The sequence below is a fragment of the Clostridium sp. Marseille-QA1073 genome (assembly GCF_054863625.1).
Genome location: NZ_JBSVQM010000003.1, coordinates 235921 through 253119, shown reverse-complemented (window position 1 = coordinate 253119; position 17199 = coordinate 235921). Strand labels below are relative to the sequence as shown.

The 17199-nt window shown below is 28.3% G+C and carries 15 protein-coding genes and 7 tRNA genes; 20 read left to right on the top strand and 2 right to left on the bottom strand.

What is annotated here, in order from left to right; translation table 11 throughout:
* Window positions 1-149: 149 nt before the first annotated feature.
* From ACY1IQ_RS04445 to ACY1IQ_RS04420, 6 genes are all read left to right on the top strand, one after another.
* Entirely contained in the window at window positions 150-1328 is a 1179-nt protein-coding gene (locus ACY1IQ_RS04445; protein WP_461612820.1) for a M20 metallopeptidase family protein, read from the top strand.
* A gap of 4 nt (window positions 1329-1332) precedes the next feature.
* Window positions 1333-2331, top strand: coding sequence for a LacI family DNA-binding transcriptional regulator (locus tag ACY1IQ_RS04440; protein ID WP_461612819.1), 999 nt, complete (start codon window positions 1333-1335; stop codon window positions 2329-2331).
* An 89-nt stretch (window positions 2332-2420) separates the two neighbouring features.
* Window positions 2421-2615, top strand: coding sequence for a hypothetical protein (locus tag ACY1IQ_RS04435; protein WP_461612818.1), 195 nt, complete (start codon window positions 2421-2423; stop codon window positions 2613-2615).
* Window positions 2616-2832: 217 nt separating this feature from the next.
* The gene (locus ACY1IQ_RS04430; RefSeq protein ID WP_461612817.1) at window positions 2833-3405 is read left to right on the top strand and encodes a TetR/AcrR family transcriptional regulator; all 573 of its coding nucleotides are present in this window, start codon (window positions 2833-2835) and stop codon (window positions 3403-3405) included.
* 20 nt (window positions 3406-3425) lie between these two features.
* The gene (locus tag ACY1IQ_RS04425) at window positions 3426-4922 is read left to right on the top strand and encodes an MATE family efflux transporter (RefSeq protein ID WP_461612816.1); all 1497 of its coding nucleotides are present in this window, start codon (window positions 3426-3428) and stop codon (window positions 4920-4922) included.
* 213 nt (window positions 4923-5135) lie between these two features.
* Window positions 5136-5540 (top strand): hypothetical protein, encoded by a 405-nt coding sequence (locus ACY1IQ_RS04420; protein WP_461612815.1) that lies wholly within the window; start codon window positions 5136-5138, stop codon window positions 5538-5540.
* A gap of 222 nt (window positions 5541-5762) precedes the next feature.
* Here ACY1IQ_RS04420 and ACY1IQ_RS04415 read toward each other — a convergent pair whose 3' ends face one another.
* Complete coding sequence (locus ACY1IQ_RS04415; protein ID WP_461612814.1) at window positions 5763-6644, bottom strand: diacylglycerol/lipid kinase family protein; 882 nt, start codon at window positions 6642-6644, stop codon at window positions 5763-5765.
* 411 nt (window positions 6645-7055) lie between these two features.
* Between ACY1IQ_RS04415 and ACY1IQ_RS04410 the strand changes: the two genes are divergently transcribed.
* From ACY1IQ_RS04410 to proC, 6 genes are all read left to right on the top strand, one after another.
* Window positions 7056-7208 carry a hypothetical protein gene (locus ACY1IQ_RS04410; RefSeq protein ID WP_454054526.1) on the top strand — a complete coding sequence of 51 codons (153 nt, stop codon included), beginning with the start codon at window positions 7056-7058 and terminating at the stop codon, window positions 7206-7208.
* A 236-nt stretch (window positions 7209-7444) separates the two neighbouring features.
* Window positions 7445-7978, top strand: coding sequence for an FUSC family protein (locus ACY1IQ_RS04405; protein ID WP_461612813.1), 534 nt, complete (start codon window positions 7445-7447; stop codon window positions 7976-7978).
* A 506-nt stretch (window positions 7979-8484) separates the two neighbouring features.
* A complete protein-coding gene (locus ACY1IQ_RS04400) occupies window positions 8485-9051 on the top strand; it encodes a helix-turn-helix domain-containing protein (RefSeq protein WP_461612812.1) in 567 nt (188 codons plus the stop codon).
* Window positions 9052-9056: 5 nt separating this feature from the next.
* On the top strand, window positions 9057-9959 hold the full coding sequence (locus tag ACY1IQ_RS04395) for a trans-4-hydroxy-L-proline dehydratase activase (RefSeq protein WP_461612811.1): 903 nt from the start codon (window positions 9057-9059) through the stop codon (window positions 9957-9959).
* Between the two features lie 5 nt (window positions 9960-9964).
* A complete protein-coding gene (gene hypD / locus ACY1IQ_RS04390) occupies window positions 9965-12334 on the top strand; it encodes a trans-4-hydroxy-L-proline dehydratase (protein ID WP_461612810.1) in 2370 nt (789 codons plus the stop codon).
* Window positions 12335-12352: 18 nt separating this feature from the next.
* The gene (proC, locus tag ACY1IQ_RS04385; RefSeq protein WP_461612809.1) at window positions 12353-13165 is read left to right on the top strand and encodes a pyrroline-5-carboxylate reductase; all 813 of its coding nucleotides are present in this window, start codon (window positions 12353-12355) and stop codon (window positions 13163-13165) included.
* A 278-nt stretch (window positions 13166-13443) separates the two neighbouring features.
* On the opposite strand, the gene ACY1IQ_RS04380 is transcribed toward proC, so the two are convergent.
* Entirely contained in the window at window positions 13444-14352 is a 909-nt protein-coding gene (locus ACY1IQ_RS04380; protein WP_461612808.1) for a ribonuclease Z, read from the bottom strand.
* 288 nt (window positions 14353-14640) lie between these two features.
* On the opposite strand from ACY1IQ_RS04380, the gene ACY1IQ_RS04375 reads away from it, so the two are divergent.
* From ACY1IQ_RS04375 to ACY1IQ_RS04340, 8 genes are all read left to right on the top strand, one after another.
* Window positions 14641-14717, top strand: a tRNA-Arg gene (locus tag ACY1IQ_RS04375).
* 6 nt (window positions 14718-14723) lie between these two features.
* Window positions 14724-14799: transfer RNA gene (locus ACY1IQ_RS04370), tRNA-His, on the top strand.
* 74 nt (window positions 14800-14873) lie between these two features.
* Window positions 14874-14948 (top strand) — tRNA-Gly (locus ACY1IQ_RS04365).
* A 4-nt stretch (window positions 14949-14952) separates the two neighbouring features.
* Window positions 14953-15026: transfer RNA gene (locus ACY1IQ_RS04360), tRNA-Gly, on the top strand.
* Window positions 15027-15076: 50 nt separating this feature from the next.
* Window positions 15077-15152, top strand: a tRNA-Pro gene (locus tag ACY1IQ_RS04355).
* Window positions 15153-15172: 20 nt separating this feature from the next.
* Window positions 15173-15247 (top strand) — tRNA-Gly (locus tag ACY1IQ_RS04350).
* A 4-nt stretch (window positions 15248-15251) separates the two neighbouring features.
* A tRNA-Gly gene (locus tag ACY1IQ_RS04345) sits at window positions 15252-15325 on the top strand.
* 335 nt (window positions 15326-15660) lie between these two features.
* Window positions 15661-17007 (top strand): MATE family efflux transporter, encoded by a 1347-nt coding sequence (locus ACY1IQ_RS04340; protein ID WP_461612807.1) that lies wholly within the window; start codon window positions 15661-15663, stop codon window positions 17005-17007.
* Window positions 17008-17199 lie beyond the last annotated feature (192 nt).

Below are 17199 nucleotides of genomic sequence, written 5' to 3'. Positions count from 1 at the left end.
AAACAATTACAATTTTTATATAATTCATAATCAACAGACAGGGTTGAGTTAATTGAATAAGATATATATTATCAATTGAAAAATCGTGGTCTTGTCACGATTTTGTTTTTTATCTCTAAAAAATTTTAGATTAAAAGAGGGGATTATTAATGATTTTTAATATAAATAAAGAAAAAATAGAGGAAAGAATAATAAAACATAGAAGATATTTACATACAATACCTGAGGTAGGATTAGTGTTACCTAAGACTACAGAATACTTGAAAAATCAGCTAGAAGAATTAAATATAAAATTTGAAGAACTCAAAGAAGTTTCAGGAATTGTTGCGACTATAGGTGGAAAAAAAGAGGGGAAAGTAATAGGAATAAGAGCAGATATGGATGCTCTTCCTATTTTAGAAAAAACTAATTTAGAATTTGCTTCAACAAATGGTTCAATGCATGCCTGTGGTCATGATGGACATATGTCAATTTTACTGGCAATAGGAGAGATTTTAAAAGAAAATGAGGAAGAATTAAAGGGTACAGTAAAACTAATTTTCCAACCTGGTGAGGAAGGACATGGTGGAGCAGAAAAAATGCTTCAAGAAGGCATAATTGAAAAACATAATATCCAATATATAGTTTCACATCATATAGGCTCAATTTTTGAAGAGGTTGATAATGGGCAATTAGCAGTAGGGTATGGAGTGATTATGTCTTGTTTAGATAGATTTTCTTTAGTTATTCATGGGAAAGGCGGACATGGAGGAGTGCCTCATAAATCTATAGATCCTATCACTATGACAGCTCAAATAATTCAAAGTATTCAATGTATTGTAAGTAGGGAAATTGATACTAATGAGAATGGAGTAATATCTATAGGTAAAATTCAAGCAGGATCAGCACACAACATAATACCTGATAAGGTAGAGTTAGAAGGAACAGTTAGAACTACTAGTGAAAAAGTTCGTAACTATATCAGCAGAAGAATAGGAGAAATAGCTAAAGGAGTTACTTTAGCTATGAATGGGAGCTGTGACTATAACTATCATTTTGGATATCCTATGGTGAAAAATAATGAGGATTTAGTAAATAGACTAATTGAATCAAGCAAAAAAGTTATTTCTAATGAAGAGTTAGTAATACTTAAAAAGTCAACAATGATAGGAGAGGATATTTCCTATTTTTTAAACAGAATTCCAGGAGTATATTTCTTCTTAGGAAGCAGAAAAGCAGTAGAAGGTGAGTTTTATCCTCATCATCATTGTAAATTTGATATAGACGAAAAAGAGTTATATAAAGGTGTGCTAGTTACTGTACAAATGATATTAGATATGATGGAGTGATTTTATGAAGGTGACTATAAAAGATGTGGCAAAGAAAGCCAATGTTTCAATTACTACAGTTTCAAGGGTAATAAATAAAATAGAAGGATATACTAATGAAGAAACAAAAAAGAGAATACTAAAGGTTATAGAAGAGTTAGATTATAAACCTAATGCATTAGCAAGAAGTTTAGTTACTAAAAGAACAAAGACTATAGGATTAATACTTCCTGATATATCAAATCCATTTTTCCCAAGTATAGCTAAGAGTGTAGAGGATTTAGTAAATGAATTAGGATATAATCTTATATTATGTAATAGTTATGATGACACAGAAAAGGAAGCTAATTATATAAATGTACTGAAAGAAAAATGTGTAGATGGAATTTTGCTTAGTTCTAAGCAAACTAAAGATAAATATGACATTTATAAAGATGATATACCTATGGTTTTTATAGATAGAAAACCTGAGGTGGAGGTAAAATATGGAGTTTTTGTAGATAACTATAAAGGAGCTTATAATGCTACAAAACACCTAATTGATTTAGGGCATAAATCTATAGCCTGTATAACAGGTCCTAAAAACATTAATACTACTATTGAAAGATTAAGAGGATATAAAGATGCACTGATAGATAATCATATAGAATATGATGAGACTATTATTAAATCTAATGATTATGCTATTGAAGGAGGATACGAAGCTGCAAAAGATTTGATTAAGAATCATAATATAACAGCTATATTCACCCATGATGATTTGATGGCATGTGGAGTTTATAAAGCAGCAAAGGAATTGAATTATAAAATACCAGATGATATTTCAGTAGTAGGATTTGACGATATAACTTTAGTTGAATTCTTAGATCCTCCACTTACTACTATAAAACAACCTACAGAAGATATTGGCAAAGTGTCTGTAGAAATATTAATGGATTTAATTGAAAACAATAAAATACAAGGAAAAATTATAAGTCTTGATACAGAGTTGATTGTAAGGGAAAGTACGAAAAGTATTAAATAAGATATTTTATTTAAGTATAGGATTGTCCAAATGCTGTCAATAATTTTAATAATATATTAATGAAATAGTTATTGAAAGAGAGTGAGAAAATGGACAATGACTTTTATGTGAAAAATCAATTTAAAAGATGTATAAAAAAATCTTTATTTTGTAAATATCAAATATTAGACTTTTCATCTTCTTTTAACTTTAAAGATGAATATATAATTTATTGTAATCTCAATTATGAGATATGTTTTGCAATTAAACCTTGTAATAAAGAAGATGCCATAAATGATGTTTAAAAAAACCATGCTAATTAGCATGGTTTTATTTTATAGAGAAATATTTATGGATTTTTTATTATATGGCTTTTATTTTAACTATGGTAGAATTATTATAGTATTGAATTAAAAAGATAAATTAATAAATAATATCTTTAGAAGTTGACTAAATTTAAATAAAATCATATAATGAATAGGAGTTCATTAAAGATGAACCATAATTCATAAAGGAGAAGTTATGCCAAAAATTATTAAAAATTTAGATGAAAAAATCAAAAAAAACGCTCTAAAATTATTTTCAGAACATGGTTATGATGAAGTTGATGTTAAATTAATTGCAAAGGAGTGTGGTATGGCAGTAGGTACGTTTTATAATTATTATAAAAGTAAAAAAGAACTTTTTATGGATATACTTGAAAACTCATGGGAATATACTTTTCAGGAATTAAGTAAAGCAAGTGAATTAAATATTCCAGCAAAAGAAAAAATTAAAAAAGAAATTGAAATATTATATACAGGAATTGAAGAAAGACGGGGATTAGGATATTATGTGCATCAACGCTATACTTTTAACCAAGAAAAAACTGAAGATCTTGGGGATTTTAATCAAAGGATAATATCAAGATTAAAATTGATGTTTAAACCTTTTGAAAAGGTAGAATCAATAAGAGATATAGATGATGCAGATGAAAGGTTAGCACAAACATTAATTCTTCAAATCACAATGAATTTATCTGTGAGAAAAGATAAAAAGGAAGAAAATCTTAAATTTATTGAAGAGTTAATTTTAGGGCTACTAGTTACAGAGTAATACTTTTAGGAGGACAATAAATGGAAAATAAAATTGATGCTAGGGCAGAACGGGCAAAGCTTATGGGCGAGGGAGAAATGAAGTCTGTTCTACTTAAACTTTCTATACCTGCAATCATTGCTATGCTTATAAATGCTATATATAATATGGCAGATACATTTTTCGTAGGAATGCTAAATGATACTGCAGCTATAGGTGCTATATCAGTAGCTTTTCCGCTATTTATGATAGTTGGTGCTGTAGGTCAAGCGATAGGCGTAGGTTCTTCATCTTACATCTCACGGTGTTTAGGAGAAAATAAAAAGGATAGAGCTGATAAAACTGCAACAGTAGCATTCTTTACTGCTATTGGTGCAGGGATAATAGTAATGGTTTTACTATACATATTTGTAAAGCCAGTTTTAAGACTAGTGGGAGCTTCTGAAACAATAATGCCTTATGCTATAAGCTATACTAAAATATTAGCTACTGGATCAATATTTACTATTACAAATATGACTTTAAACAACATTATAAGAGCAGAAGGTAATTCCAAGTATTCTATGTTTGCAATAATACTTGGAGCAGTTTTAAATATAATATTAGATCCAATATTTATTTTAACATTTAAAATGGGAGTAGTAGGTGCAGCTATAGCAACAGTTATAGGTCAAGGTGTTTCCACAATATTTTTAATATCATATTTCTATAGAAAAAAAAGTTTTGTGAAAATTAGCAGGAAAGATTTTTCTTTTGATAAAAAAATATATTCTGAAATGCTGGAAATAGGTGTTCCAACATTTATAATGCAATTTTTAAATTCTTTTGTAATTGGTCTTATTAATAACACCGCAATGCCTTATGGTGATGAAGCTGTAGCAGCGGTAGGAATTGTTTTAAGAATAAACTCAATGATTAACTATATTCTTATAGGATATATTCAAGGGTTCCAACCAGTAGCTGGATATAACTATGGGGCTAAAAAATATAAGAGAGTTAAAGATGCAATTAGGATATCTGTAATATGGTCTACTATATTTTGCATAATAACTACAGTAGTAATGTGGATATTTGCAAGTCCTATTGTATCAATGTTTAGTGCTGATAAAAATGTAATAAGAATAGGTGCTAATACAATTATAGCTTTAGGATTATTAAGACCATTCCTCGGTTATCAAATGATTTATACCGGATTATTCCAAGCTTTAGGTAAGAGCAAAGAAGCCGCACTGTTATCAGTAGCTCGTCAAGGGTTGTTTTTTATTCCAGCTCTACTACTATTGCCGGCTGCTTTTGAAAGTGGAAATTCATTCTTTTTATCTTTAACTCATATATTACCATATAAAATGGAATTAGGTCTTTATGCAATAGGATTCAGTCAATCCTTAGCAGATGGATTAACAGTACTAGTTACTTTATTATTAGGCGGAAGAGTAAAAAAAGAATTTAAAGTTGTTAAGGATAAACCTATAGAAGACAAAAGTAATTTACATCTTCAACTAGCAGTAGAAAAAGATGAAAAAGAAACTAATGTATAATAAAAGGTGCTAGGAATAACCTAGCACTTTTTTATTTAAATTAATAATATAACTTATGTAATATAATAATCTTATATAAAGTAGAAATTATAATAATTTTTATAAGAGTTTATATGTAATAAAATATAGATATGTGTTAATAGTTATAAATATAAGATATATGAAACAAAAATAAAGGAATGAAGAGTAATGTTATTTAAAGATAGTGAGATAATGAAATGCTTAAAAAAATATATAGGTGATATTTCTACTATAAATACCTATTATATTGAAAATATCCCTATAAAAAAATTAAATAATGCTATTAATTCTTATGGTGAACGTGTTAAAAAAGAAAATGTATTAGCGTTATTAGATATTACAATTTTAGGTGCTGGAAAAGAAGGTTTTTTGTTTACTACTGAGGGGATTTATTTTAAAGAAAGTTTTAATGAGGCTAATTATATAAGTTTTAAGGAAATAGATTTTATAAGTATTATAGATAATGACAAGGATTGTAACTCTATTCTACATATAATGATGAAGAATAAAAAAATTATTACTATAACATCAACTATTTTAAATAAAAGTCCTTTAAAAAGATTTTTACAACAGATCATTGAAATCTTGAATAAATAATAATATAAAATAATTTTTATTTTATATTATTAAGGATGGATAGACTTTATATAGGCTCCACAATGGAATTTTAACTTATACATAATTTTAATCTCCATAACAAAAATTCTTTTCTATAATTTCTAAAGAGGTTAAGCTATTTTTATAGAAAATTTATTTTCCATAGTATATTTAAGTTTTCATAATTAGATACTTACAAAAGCGTGACTAAAAGTCACGCTTTTAAAAAGGTATAACAACCTTCATGCCATTTTCAATTAATTCAAACTCTGCTTGGGTTTGTCTAAAAAGTTCTCCATCAGCATTGAGGATAAATTCCCTATCACCTTCAACTATTATTTTTTTACCAGAGTAGTAATTTACCTCTTCTATGCCTTCAAGTTCACCTTTTAAAGCTTTAGGGATGGATTTAAGTAGAGTAAATAACCCTGGGCGTCTTATAACACAAATATCTAATAAGCCATCTTTCATATCAGCTTTAGGTGCTATCATAATTCCTCCACCGTAGCATTTGCCATTACATGCAGCTAATAAAAATGTTGACTCTTTTATATATTGTTCTCCGATTTTAATACTCATATTTATAGATTTAAAGTTAAAGGCTGTATAAATTACACTCAATATATAAGCAAAAGAACTAGGAATAAATCTTCTATTTTTAAACATTCTAGCATTATACACAACCTCAGCATCAAAGCCTACAGATGCTATGTTAATAAAGTACCTATCATTTGATTTAGCAAGGTCAATATAATGTTCTTGTCCACTTATTAGAGAATCTAAAACATCTTCGAATTCTTTATCTTTATATAATGTTCTTACGAAGTCATTGCCTGTACCTGTAGGGATGACACAAAGAACACTATCACTTCCGATTAAACCATTTAAAACTTCATTAATGGTACCATCTCCACCAACTGCAAAAACTCTATAAGTGTCCTTTGAAGTATACTCTTTAGCTATTTCTATAGCATGATCTTTATACTCGGTGATTTCTATAATATATTCTTCCTGTAAAACATCGAAGTAATTTTTAATTTTATCTATATATTCTAAAGAACGTCCTTTTCCTGCAACTGGATTAATTATAAATAAGTTTTTCATGATGTCCCCCTAATCTTTTATTTATAATTTATTTTAACCTAAATGGATAAGAGATACAATTTTTCATACTATTTTAATAAATTATAAAATTTTTAGTAAAGTTAAAACTAATTTATTGATTGAAGTTTAACCAAATAGTATTGAATAACTTAAGTATAACTTTTCTTTTTAATAGTAGATTAAGATTTTATAAATACTAAATATAATTAAGAAGAAAAGAGAAGAAATATACGGTGATGAATATTTGAATAGTCATATAATATAGTTAAAAAGAAAACTAGTAGAAGTATAGGTATCATAAGGATTTAAAGATGAGAAAAAATAAAATATGATGTCTATAGAAAATATTAGGAATATTTTACTATATATAAAGAAATAATAAGAATAAAAAGTAGATGGGAGTGTTTTTCTATGGCGAAAAAGGCGGATAAAGGTATGCATGAAAAAGCTATGAAAAAGGCTAGAAACCTTTTAGAACAAAGTGTAGGAATTACTGAAATTATGGACATTACTGGACTATCAGAAGAAGATATATTAAAAGAACAACAAAAAATGAGAAGATAAAAAGGCACCTTTTGCAGGTGTCTTTTAAAATGAAATTAATATTTAAAGATTTATTTAAAAGAAATTATTCAATAATTGGATTTATAAAGAATTTTAAATAACCTGTTATAAAAAAATATGGTATTATAAAATAAATTATGATTTTTAAATTTAGTATAAAGGATGTGAAAAAATAGGTTAGCATATGGATAGGTATTTTGCAAGATTTCTGAGAGGGTTTTTAAGGAGAATTACTTATGAAAAGAATAGGCATGAGAAATATTAAGACAGCATTATCTGTAGGAATATGTATAATTCTTTTAAGAATATTGAGGTTTGATTCACCTTTTTATGCTTGTATTGCAGCAGTTATAACAATGCAAACCACCGTTGAAAATTCTTTTGAAGCTGGAAAGAATAGATTGATAGGGACAACTATTGGAGCTATTATCGGCATTATATTTTCTTATATTGCACCCCATAGCAGCATATTAACAGTAATAGGAGTGAGCTTAATTATATATATTACAAATATTCTTCATGAAAATAAATCTGCTAATATTGCTTGTGTAGTATTTTTAGCTATAATGATAAATCTTAAAACTATATCGCCACTTCAATATGGTATTAGTAGATTTATTGAAACGGCTATTGGCATTATAGTAGCTGTAATTGTTAATAGATATATTTGTCCTTATAATATAATTAAAAATGAAAAGACAGAGAAGCTGAATAATGAAAATGCTAAAATCATAGAGAATCACTCAAAAGAAGATAAAGATACTAAATAAAGTTAAAATTTTTTAATATTATTAATTACACTGAACTTTTTATAATATATTAAAAAGTCTATCAAAAAATTATTAAAATTAAATTTAATATAAGATTTTTATTTATATAGGTGTTATAATATTTACATAAATAACATCTAATTATGCTTAAAATTGAGTTAATATATTTAATTTGTTAAAAATATAAGCTGCAGAATTTAGTTTATATGCATTAAAGTATAAAAATATGCTACTTTTAGTAAATATACAGTATATTTTAAAATACTATAATAATTCAAGGATTATGTTTTTACATAATCCTTGTTTAAATTATGGTAATATTCTAAAGAATTATTAATATATATTAAAAAATAAACGTTAAAAAAGTGATTTGTTCAGTATAATAAAAAATGTAGTGAAAAATTTCATAAAACTATAGACAAGTTAATTTAGTTAGAGTATATTGATAATTAAGAATAGTGTTAAAAAACAAATAATTCTTGTGGCGATAATAAAGAGGTGCGAAGTTGAAAAAGGATATTGGAAACAAAATAAAAGAATTGAGAGCAAGCAAGAAGATGACACTAAGGGAATTAAGTGAAGGTACAGGTCTTTCTATTGGCTTTTTATCACAACTTGAAAGGGGACTTACCAGTATTGCTACGGATTCATTAATGAAAATTGCAGAGGCTTTAGATGTAGATTTAAATTACTTTTTTTCAAGTCCCAAACGTAAAACAAGAATGATATTGAGAAGTTATGAAAAAGAGGTTTTTAAAATTGATAATAGTATGTTTATAAATTATAACTTAACTACTGATGGTCATGATAAAGAACTTTTACCAAGATTAATAGAAGTACTTCCTAATAATACGGACGAAAACTTAAATCAATATAAACATGAAGGAGAAGAGTTTATATATGTATTAGAAGGAACATTAACTTTATTTATAAATAATGAACAATATGACTTATATCCAGGAGATAGTGCTCATTATAGTTCAGCAATTATGCATAATTATGCTAACTATACAAATAAGATGGTGAGAATTTTGGAAGTAAGTACTCCAAATCATTTTAAAGACAAGGAGTGATCTTATTGAAGAATGCCTTAATAACAAATATACAAAAGTGTTCAGTACACGATGGTCCTGGAATACGGACTACCGTGTTTTTTAAGGGGTGTCCATTAACTTGTTTATGGTGCCATAATCCTGAAACACAAAGATATACAAAAGATATTATGTACAGCAATGAAAAATGTTCACTTTGTGGCCAATGTGAAAAGAGATGTTCCAATCAGGCTATTTCAATTAGTGAAAAAATAGTGTATACAAATTTAGAAAAGTGTAACTTTTGTGAAAAATGTATGGATTTTTGTGTAAATAATGCTAGAGAAATTATAGGTAAAGAATATACAGTAGAAGAATTAATTAAAGAAGTAGATAAAGATAAGGTTTTTTATGAGCAATCTGGTGGCGGAGTTACTTTATCTGGTGGAGAAGTGATGATGCAAATTGATTTTGTAGAAGCATTTGTTAAAAGATGTAGAGATAAAGGGATATCTGTGGCAGTGGATACCTGTGGATATACAAGTTTTGAGAACTATAAAAGAATATTAGACTATGTAGATATATTTTTGTATGACTTGAAATTAATTAATTCACAAAAGCATGAGAAGTTTATTGGAAAGCCAAATAAGCTTATAATAGAGAATTTACAAAAGCTTTGTGAATATGGAGCAAAGATCAATATAAGAATACCACTCATTGAAGGAATTAATACTGATGAGGACAACATTAATGGAACAATAAAATTTCTCCTAAATTTAAACATTAAAGAAGTAAATTTATTACCATACCATGATATTGGCATGCACAAATATACAAAGCTTAATATGTTTTATAAACAAGAACACATGTCAAAACCTAGTGAGAAAAAAGTTGAAAAAATTAAAAAGGCTTTTGAAAAGTATAATTACCATGTTAAAATTGGAGGTTAAATATTATGGAAAGAGGTATAAATGAAAGGGTTAAGAAATTAAGAAAACAAAGTACAACTGCAACTCCACATATTTCTATTGAAAGGGCTAAGTTATTTACAGAAGCTTATAAAAAATATGAAGGCTCAGTTGAAACTCCTATTTTAAGAGCGTTAGCTTTTAAATATTTTATGGAAAACAGAGAACTTTGTATAAATGAAGATGAATTAATAGTTGGAGAGAAAGGTCAAGAACCTCAAAGCACACCCACTTTTCCAGAACTTTGCTGTCACACCATGGAAGATTTAGAAGTTATGAATTCAAGAGATAAAATATCTTTTAATGTTAGTGATGAAGTTAGAAAGACACAAGAAGAATTAATTATTCCATATTGGTGTAACCGTTCAATAAGAGAAAAAATATTAGCTAATATGACAGCAGAGTGGAAGGCTTGTTATGAAGGTGGATTATTTACAGAATTTATGGAGCAGAGAGCACCGGGTCATACCGTTGCTGATGGAAAGATATATATAAAAGGGTTTTTAGATTTTAAAGAAGATATAAAAAAATCTATTGAAAAGATAGATTATAAAAATGATAAAAAAGCATTTAACAAGAAAGTAGAGCTTGAAGCTATGGTTATCTGTTGTGATGCTATAATTATATATGGAAAGAGATATGCTAAATATGCAAGGGAACTTGCTAATAAAGAAACTAATGAAAAGAGAAAATTAGATTTATTAACAATTGCAGAAAATTGTGATGTGGTTCCAGCTCATGCACCAAAAACTTATCATCAAGCATTACAAATGTATTGGTTTGTTCATGTTGGTGTGACCACTGAGCTTAATATTTGGGATGCATTTTCTCCAGGAAGATTGGATCAACACATTTATCCATTTTATGAAAAAGAGTTGGAAGAGGGAAAAATAACCTATGAAAGAGCAAGAGAATTATTAGAGTGTTTTTGGATTAAGTTTAATAATCAACCAGCACCACCAAAAGTTGGAATAACACTAAAAGAAAGTGGTACCTATACAGATTTTGTTAATATTAATACAGGCGGAATTACTGAAGAAGGACATGATGGAGTTAATGATATAAGCTATCTAATTTTAGATACTATGGATGAGATGAAATTATTGCAGCCAAGTTCAAATGTTCAAATCAGTAAAAAAACTCCTAATAAGTTTTTAAAAAGGGCTTGCGAAATATCTAGAAAAGGATGGGGACAGCCTGCTTTTTATAATACTGAAGCAATAGTTCAAGAACTTATGGAAATGGGAAAATCAATTGGAGATGCTAGACAAGGTGGATCAAGCGGTTGCGTTGAAACAGGAGCTTTCGGAAAAGAATCTTACAATTTAACTGGATATTTAAATATACCTAAAATTCTCCAATTAACATTATATAATGGATTTGATAAAATATCTGGTAAGCAAATTGGGCTAGAGCTTGGATATGCTGAAGATTTTAAAACTTTTGATGAACTATTTGAAGCTTTTAAAAAGCAGTTGCATTACATTATTGATATAAAGGTTCAAGGAAGTAATGTAATCGAAGCTATATATGCGAAGCACATGCCTTCACCATTTTTATCAATAATAATTGATGATTGTATATCAAAAGGTGCAGATTATAATGATGGTGGAGCTAGATATAATATAAGTTATATTCAAGGAGTTGGAATAGGAACAGTTACTGATTGTTTAACTTCAATAAAATATAATGTATATGATAAAAAAAGAATTGGCATGAAAGATCTTATTAAAGCTATGGATAACAATTTTGATGGATATGAAGCTATTCACAATATAGTTTTAAATAAAACTCCTAAATATGGTAATGATGATGACTATGCAGACGGTATAATGAAAGATATATTTATGTCCTTTTACAAAGAGGTAACAGGAAGGCCAAATGTTAAAGGCGGAGTTTATAGAATAAATATGCTTCCTACAACTTGTCATGTTTATTTTGGAGAAGTAATGGGAGCTAGTGCAAATGGACGACTTAAATCTAAACCTCTTTCAGAGGGGATTTCACCAGAAAAAGGTGCTGATAGAAATGGACCAACAGCTGTTATAAAGTCAGCAGCTAAAATGGATCATTTAAAGACGGGAGGAACATTATTAAATCAAAAGTTTACTCCATCTGTTATCAATGGAAATGAAGGTCTCGAAAATATGTCTTCATTAATTAGAGCTTATTTTAATATGGATGGGCATCATATTCAATTTAACGTTATAGATAGAAAAACTTTAATAGATGCTCAAAATAATCCTGAGGAGTATAAAGATCTTATTGTTAGAGTTGCTGGTTATAGTGATCACTTCCATAATTTAAGCAAAGTACTCCAAGATGAAATTATTGAAAGAACAGAACAAAGTTTTTAGTGAAAGCGAGGACTAATTATGAATAAGACAATTGGATTTATTGGTTCAGGAAACATGGGAAAAGCTATGATTGGTGGAATAATTAAGTCAAAGCTTGTAGAGCCGATGAAAGTTATAATTTCTGATTTAGATCAGAATAAATTAGATGCTATAAACAATGAATTTGGAGTTTTAACTACTACAGATTCTAAGGAAGTAGCAAAAAAAGCAGATATAATTATTTTAGCAGTTAAGCCAAATATTTATGATATAGTGATGAAATCTATAAAAGAGGATATTACTAAAGAAAAATTGGTAGTAACTATAGCAGCAGGTAAAACTATAGCAGATATAGAGAAAATTCTAGGCGAAGATACTAAAATTGTTAGAACTATGCCAAATACTCCAGCCTTAGTTAATGAAGGAATGTCAGTGTTATGTGCTAATAAAAATACTACAGAAGAAGAATTAAAAGAAGTTAAAAGTATATTTGATAGCTTTGGACAATCAGAAATACTTCCAGAGTATTTAATAGATGCGGTTATAGGTGTTAGTGGTTCAGCACCAGCTTATGTCTTCATGTTTATAGAAGCTATGGCTGATGGAGCAGTTATAGGTGGAATGCCAAGAGATAAGGCTTATAAGTTTGCGGCACAAGCAGTTTTGGGATCAGCGAAGATGGTTTTAGAAACAGGAAAACATCCAGGAGAGCTTAAAGATATGGTTTGTTCTCCAGGAGGAACAACTATAGAAGCAGTTAGAACTTTAGAGTCGAAAGGACTAAGAACAGCAGTAATAGAAGCAATTGTTGACTGTATGAACAAATCTAAAGAAATGGCTAAGAAATCTTAATCATAATCCTTAATTTTTAAGTGACTAAGTTATTTTTATAGAAAATCTATTTTCTATAATATATTTTGAACCCTTATGTTGTATCCCTATAATATAGTAAGTATGGAAAATTAATTTATTTCAAGTGTTAATTATTAATATTTTTAAAGTGGTAGTTATGCTACCACTTTATTTTTCAGATATCTTATATACTTTTTAAAATAATTTTATTACAAAAATAAAGTTCAGCTAAATAACTTCATAATATAAATAATGTTAAACTTTGTGATAATTTTTTATTAGTCCTCAAAATGTAATGTTTTTTTAATTCTGTCTTCGCCTAGAATTGTATTAGCAAATATATCTTTTGCTATATATAAATATTCTTCTGGATTTATCATGCTGGGACTAAAATGAGTTAACCACAGTTCTTTTACATTTGCAGATTTAGCTAAGTGTGCAGCTTCTGAAAATAGCATATGTTTATTAGAAAGTGCTTTTTCTAAATAACTATCGTCCCCATACATACCTTCACAAATAAAAAGATCTGAATCCTTAGAAAGTATTTCAAGATTAGTACAGGGTCTAGTATCGGTGGCATAACAAATTTTTATTCCTTTTCTCTCTTCTCCTAATACCATTTCATTACTATAACATATTCCATCAAAAAATACTTTTTTTTCATTTTGCAATTTGTTCCACAGGGTTTTAGGAACTTTATTTTTTATTGCTTTTATAGGATCAAACCGTCTTTTCCGTTTTATATAAAAAGAATAGCCATTACAAAAAGTGGTATGATCTAAAGAACTAGTATATATAATAAAATCTTCAAAATTAAAAACTTCTCCATTTTCATCAGTCTCTATAAGATTAATTTCATAAGGAAGAATAGGAAAGAGTACAGAGAGTCCTAATATAACTTCTTTCAGCCCCAGAGGACCTATTATAGTTAATGGTTCTTGTCTACCAGAATTAGCTATTGTTAAAAGAAGTCCAGGAAGCCCTATTACATGATCTCCATGGAAATGAGTAATGCATATTATATCAATAGATTTAAAACCTGTTCCTACCATTTTCATTGATACTTGAGTACCTTCGCCGCAATCTATTAATATTTTACGACCTTTAATATTTAGTAAAAGAGCGGTTAAGCTCCTACCTGGAGTGGGGAGATTACCACCACAGCCTAAAAGTAAAACATCTATCAAAGTATCACCTACTTTTTAATTAATTTTAATATACAAAATTATTATAACCAATACTATAATAATATAATATTGGTTATAATATTGATATAAGAAGTAAAAAATACTTTTTAGTTTTACTTTACAACTTTATACAATGGAGCACTGGCAATTAATAGAGTACAATTTGTTGAAATATAATATGTTTTTAAGTTTAAATTAAATTTTTAATAGAAACTTTGCAAAAATACTTGCACAATTTTTCTAGCTATGGTATTATAATCTTCGTCGGCAGTGGTCGACAAAATACATGCGTTTTTAGCTCAGCTGGATAGAGCAACGCCCTTCTAAGGCGTGGGCCAGGGGTTCGAATCCCTTAAAACGCACCAAATATGGTGGCCGTAGTTCAGTTGGTAGAGCACCAGATTGTGGCTCTGGGTGTCGTGGGTTCGAATCCCATCGGTCACCCCATATTTAAAATAAGTACAAGCTATTGGATAAATATTAATATTTTAAAATGCTAATATGAAAATTAACATCATTATGCGGGAGTGGCTCAGTGGTAGAGCGTCACCTTGCCAAGGTGAACGTCGCGAGTTCGAATCTCGTCTTCCGCTCCAATATGCGGGTGTAACTCAATGGTAGAGTGCTAGCCTTCCAAGCTAGTTACGAGGGTTCGATTCCCTTCACCCGCTCCAAAAAATAATTAAATGTCACTAATTTTTATGTGATAAAATAAAAAAATACTCGGGGTGTGGCGCAGATGGGAGCGCGCGTGGTTTGGGACCATGAGGTCGCAGGTTCAATCCCTGTCACCCCGACCACTAATTTTAAAACTTAATATGCGGGAGTGGCTCAGTGGTAGAGCGTCACCTTGCCAAGGTGAACGTCGCGAGTTCGAATCTCGTCTTCCGCTCCAATGTGCGGGTGTAACTCAATGGTAGAGTGCTAGCCTTCCAAGCTAGTTACGAGGGTTCGATTCCCTTCACCCGCTCCAAAAAATAGTCAAATATGGCTATTTTTTTATTGCGTAAAAAATATTTTATTAAAATAGATTAGAATTCTATAAATGTTAATAATTAATTCTCAGATAGCGTTAATATGAATACTGCAAATATAAATAATTAGTCATTTATATTTTTAAAATTAATTTAGAGAAACATTAGATTTTTTTAATTTGAAATTCACTTAACTTTATATTAACATTTTATATAGTGTACTTTACTTATTTTAAGAAGAATAATTAAAATATTTATTGTACTTAAGGTATTAGAAGTAATATATCTATCTAAAAATCCTTGATATTAATAAGTAACCAAAGGAGAAAATATAATGGGAAATGATTTAATAAAAAAGAATACACTAAGTCTTTTCTTTAAATTTGTTATACCATCAATAATAGGAATATTAGTAAATTCTCTTTATTTAATAATTGATGGAATATTTATAGGACGTGGTGTAGGAGAGATTGCACTTGCTAGTATTAATCTTATATTTCCAATAGCATGTGTAAATATGGCAATTGGTTCTCTATTTGGAACAGGTGCAGCGACCTTAATATCTATACGACTTGGTGAGAATAAAAAGGAAGAATCTAAAAATATATTGGGAACATCCATTTTAGCTATGATTTTAGTTTCAGCTTTTATATCTTTAATAGGATTAATGTTTTTAGAACCGATAATGAGATTTCTAGGAGCAGAAGGAGAAGTCTTAAAGTTAAGTAAGCAATATGGAACTATATTATTTTTAATAACACCTTTTCATGTACTAGCTACTGGATTAAATCCTATTACAAGATCAGATGGGAATCCTAAATTATCCATGAACATACTTATTATTGCTTCAATTTTAAATGGATTTTTAGATTGGTTATTTGTTATTAAATTAAATCTAGGAATTATAGGTGCAGGATGTGCTACAGCTATTGGCATAATAGGGTCTTCTGTATATCTTTTATTCTATTTCTTTAGTAAACAAGCTAATGTTAAGATTAAATTGTCTTATTTAAAAATAAAGATAGATATTTTAAAAGAAATTTGCACCTCAGGTTTTATGTCTTTTGCTATGCAGGTAGCTTTAGGATTTATAATATTTATTCAAAATCATATATTATTAAGCTACGGTACAACTTTAGATGTATCAATATTTGCTATTGTAGGATATATTTCCATAGTATTTATTCAAATATTATATGGAATAGCGCAAGGAATACAACCTATTATAGGATATAATTATGGTGCAAAGGAACATGGGAGGGTTAAAGAAATATTAAAAATTAGCTTAATAGCAGATGTTATTTTTGGAAGTACTACATTTATATTTGTATATATTTTTTCATGTAAATTAGTAGGCATTTTTAATAATAATCCAGAAGTTATTAAGTTAGCGGCTAAAAGACTTGTTATTTATTTAGCATCCATGCCCACCGTTGGAATAGTAATAACCTTTGCAAGCTATTTTCAAGCAACTAAGCGAAATTTATTTGCCAATATAATTTCTGTAGGACGTTCTTTTGTACTTTTAATACCTATATCATTTATCTTACCTTATTTTATAGGAGTAGATGGAGTGTTTTTAGCACCAGTAGTAGCTGATTATATAGGATTAGTTGTTACAATAATACTTTGTTTAAATTTAAAGAATAATAAAGATAATGGAAATAATTTAGTAATATAAATTAAAATAATTCTCAATGAAAATGTACAATCATGATTGAAATTAATTCTTTATGAATTAATTTCTTTATTTTTGTTTAGATATTTTAAGATTTAAATTAGTTACTTTTATATGATGAGCCATGTATCTTGTTAACTTTAAAATTTATTATAAATATAATTTAGTGTGTATTTGTTACATTACAAGTTTTTA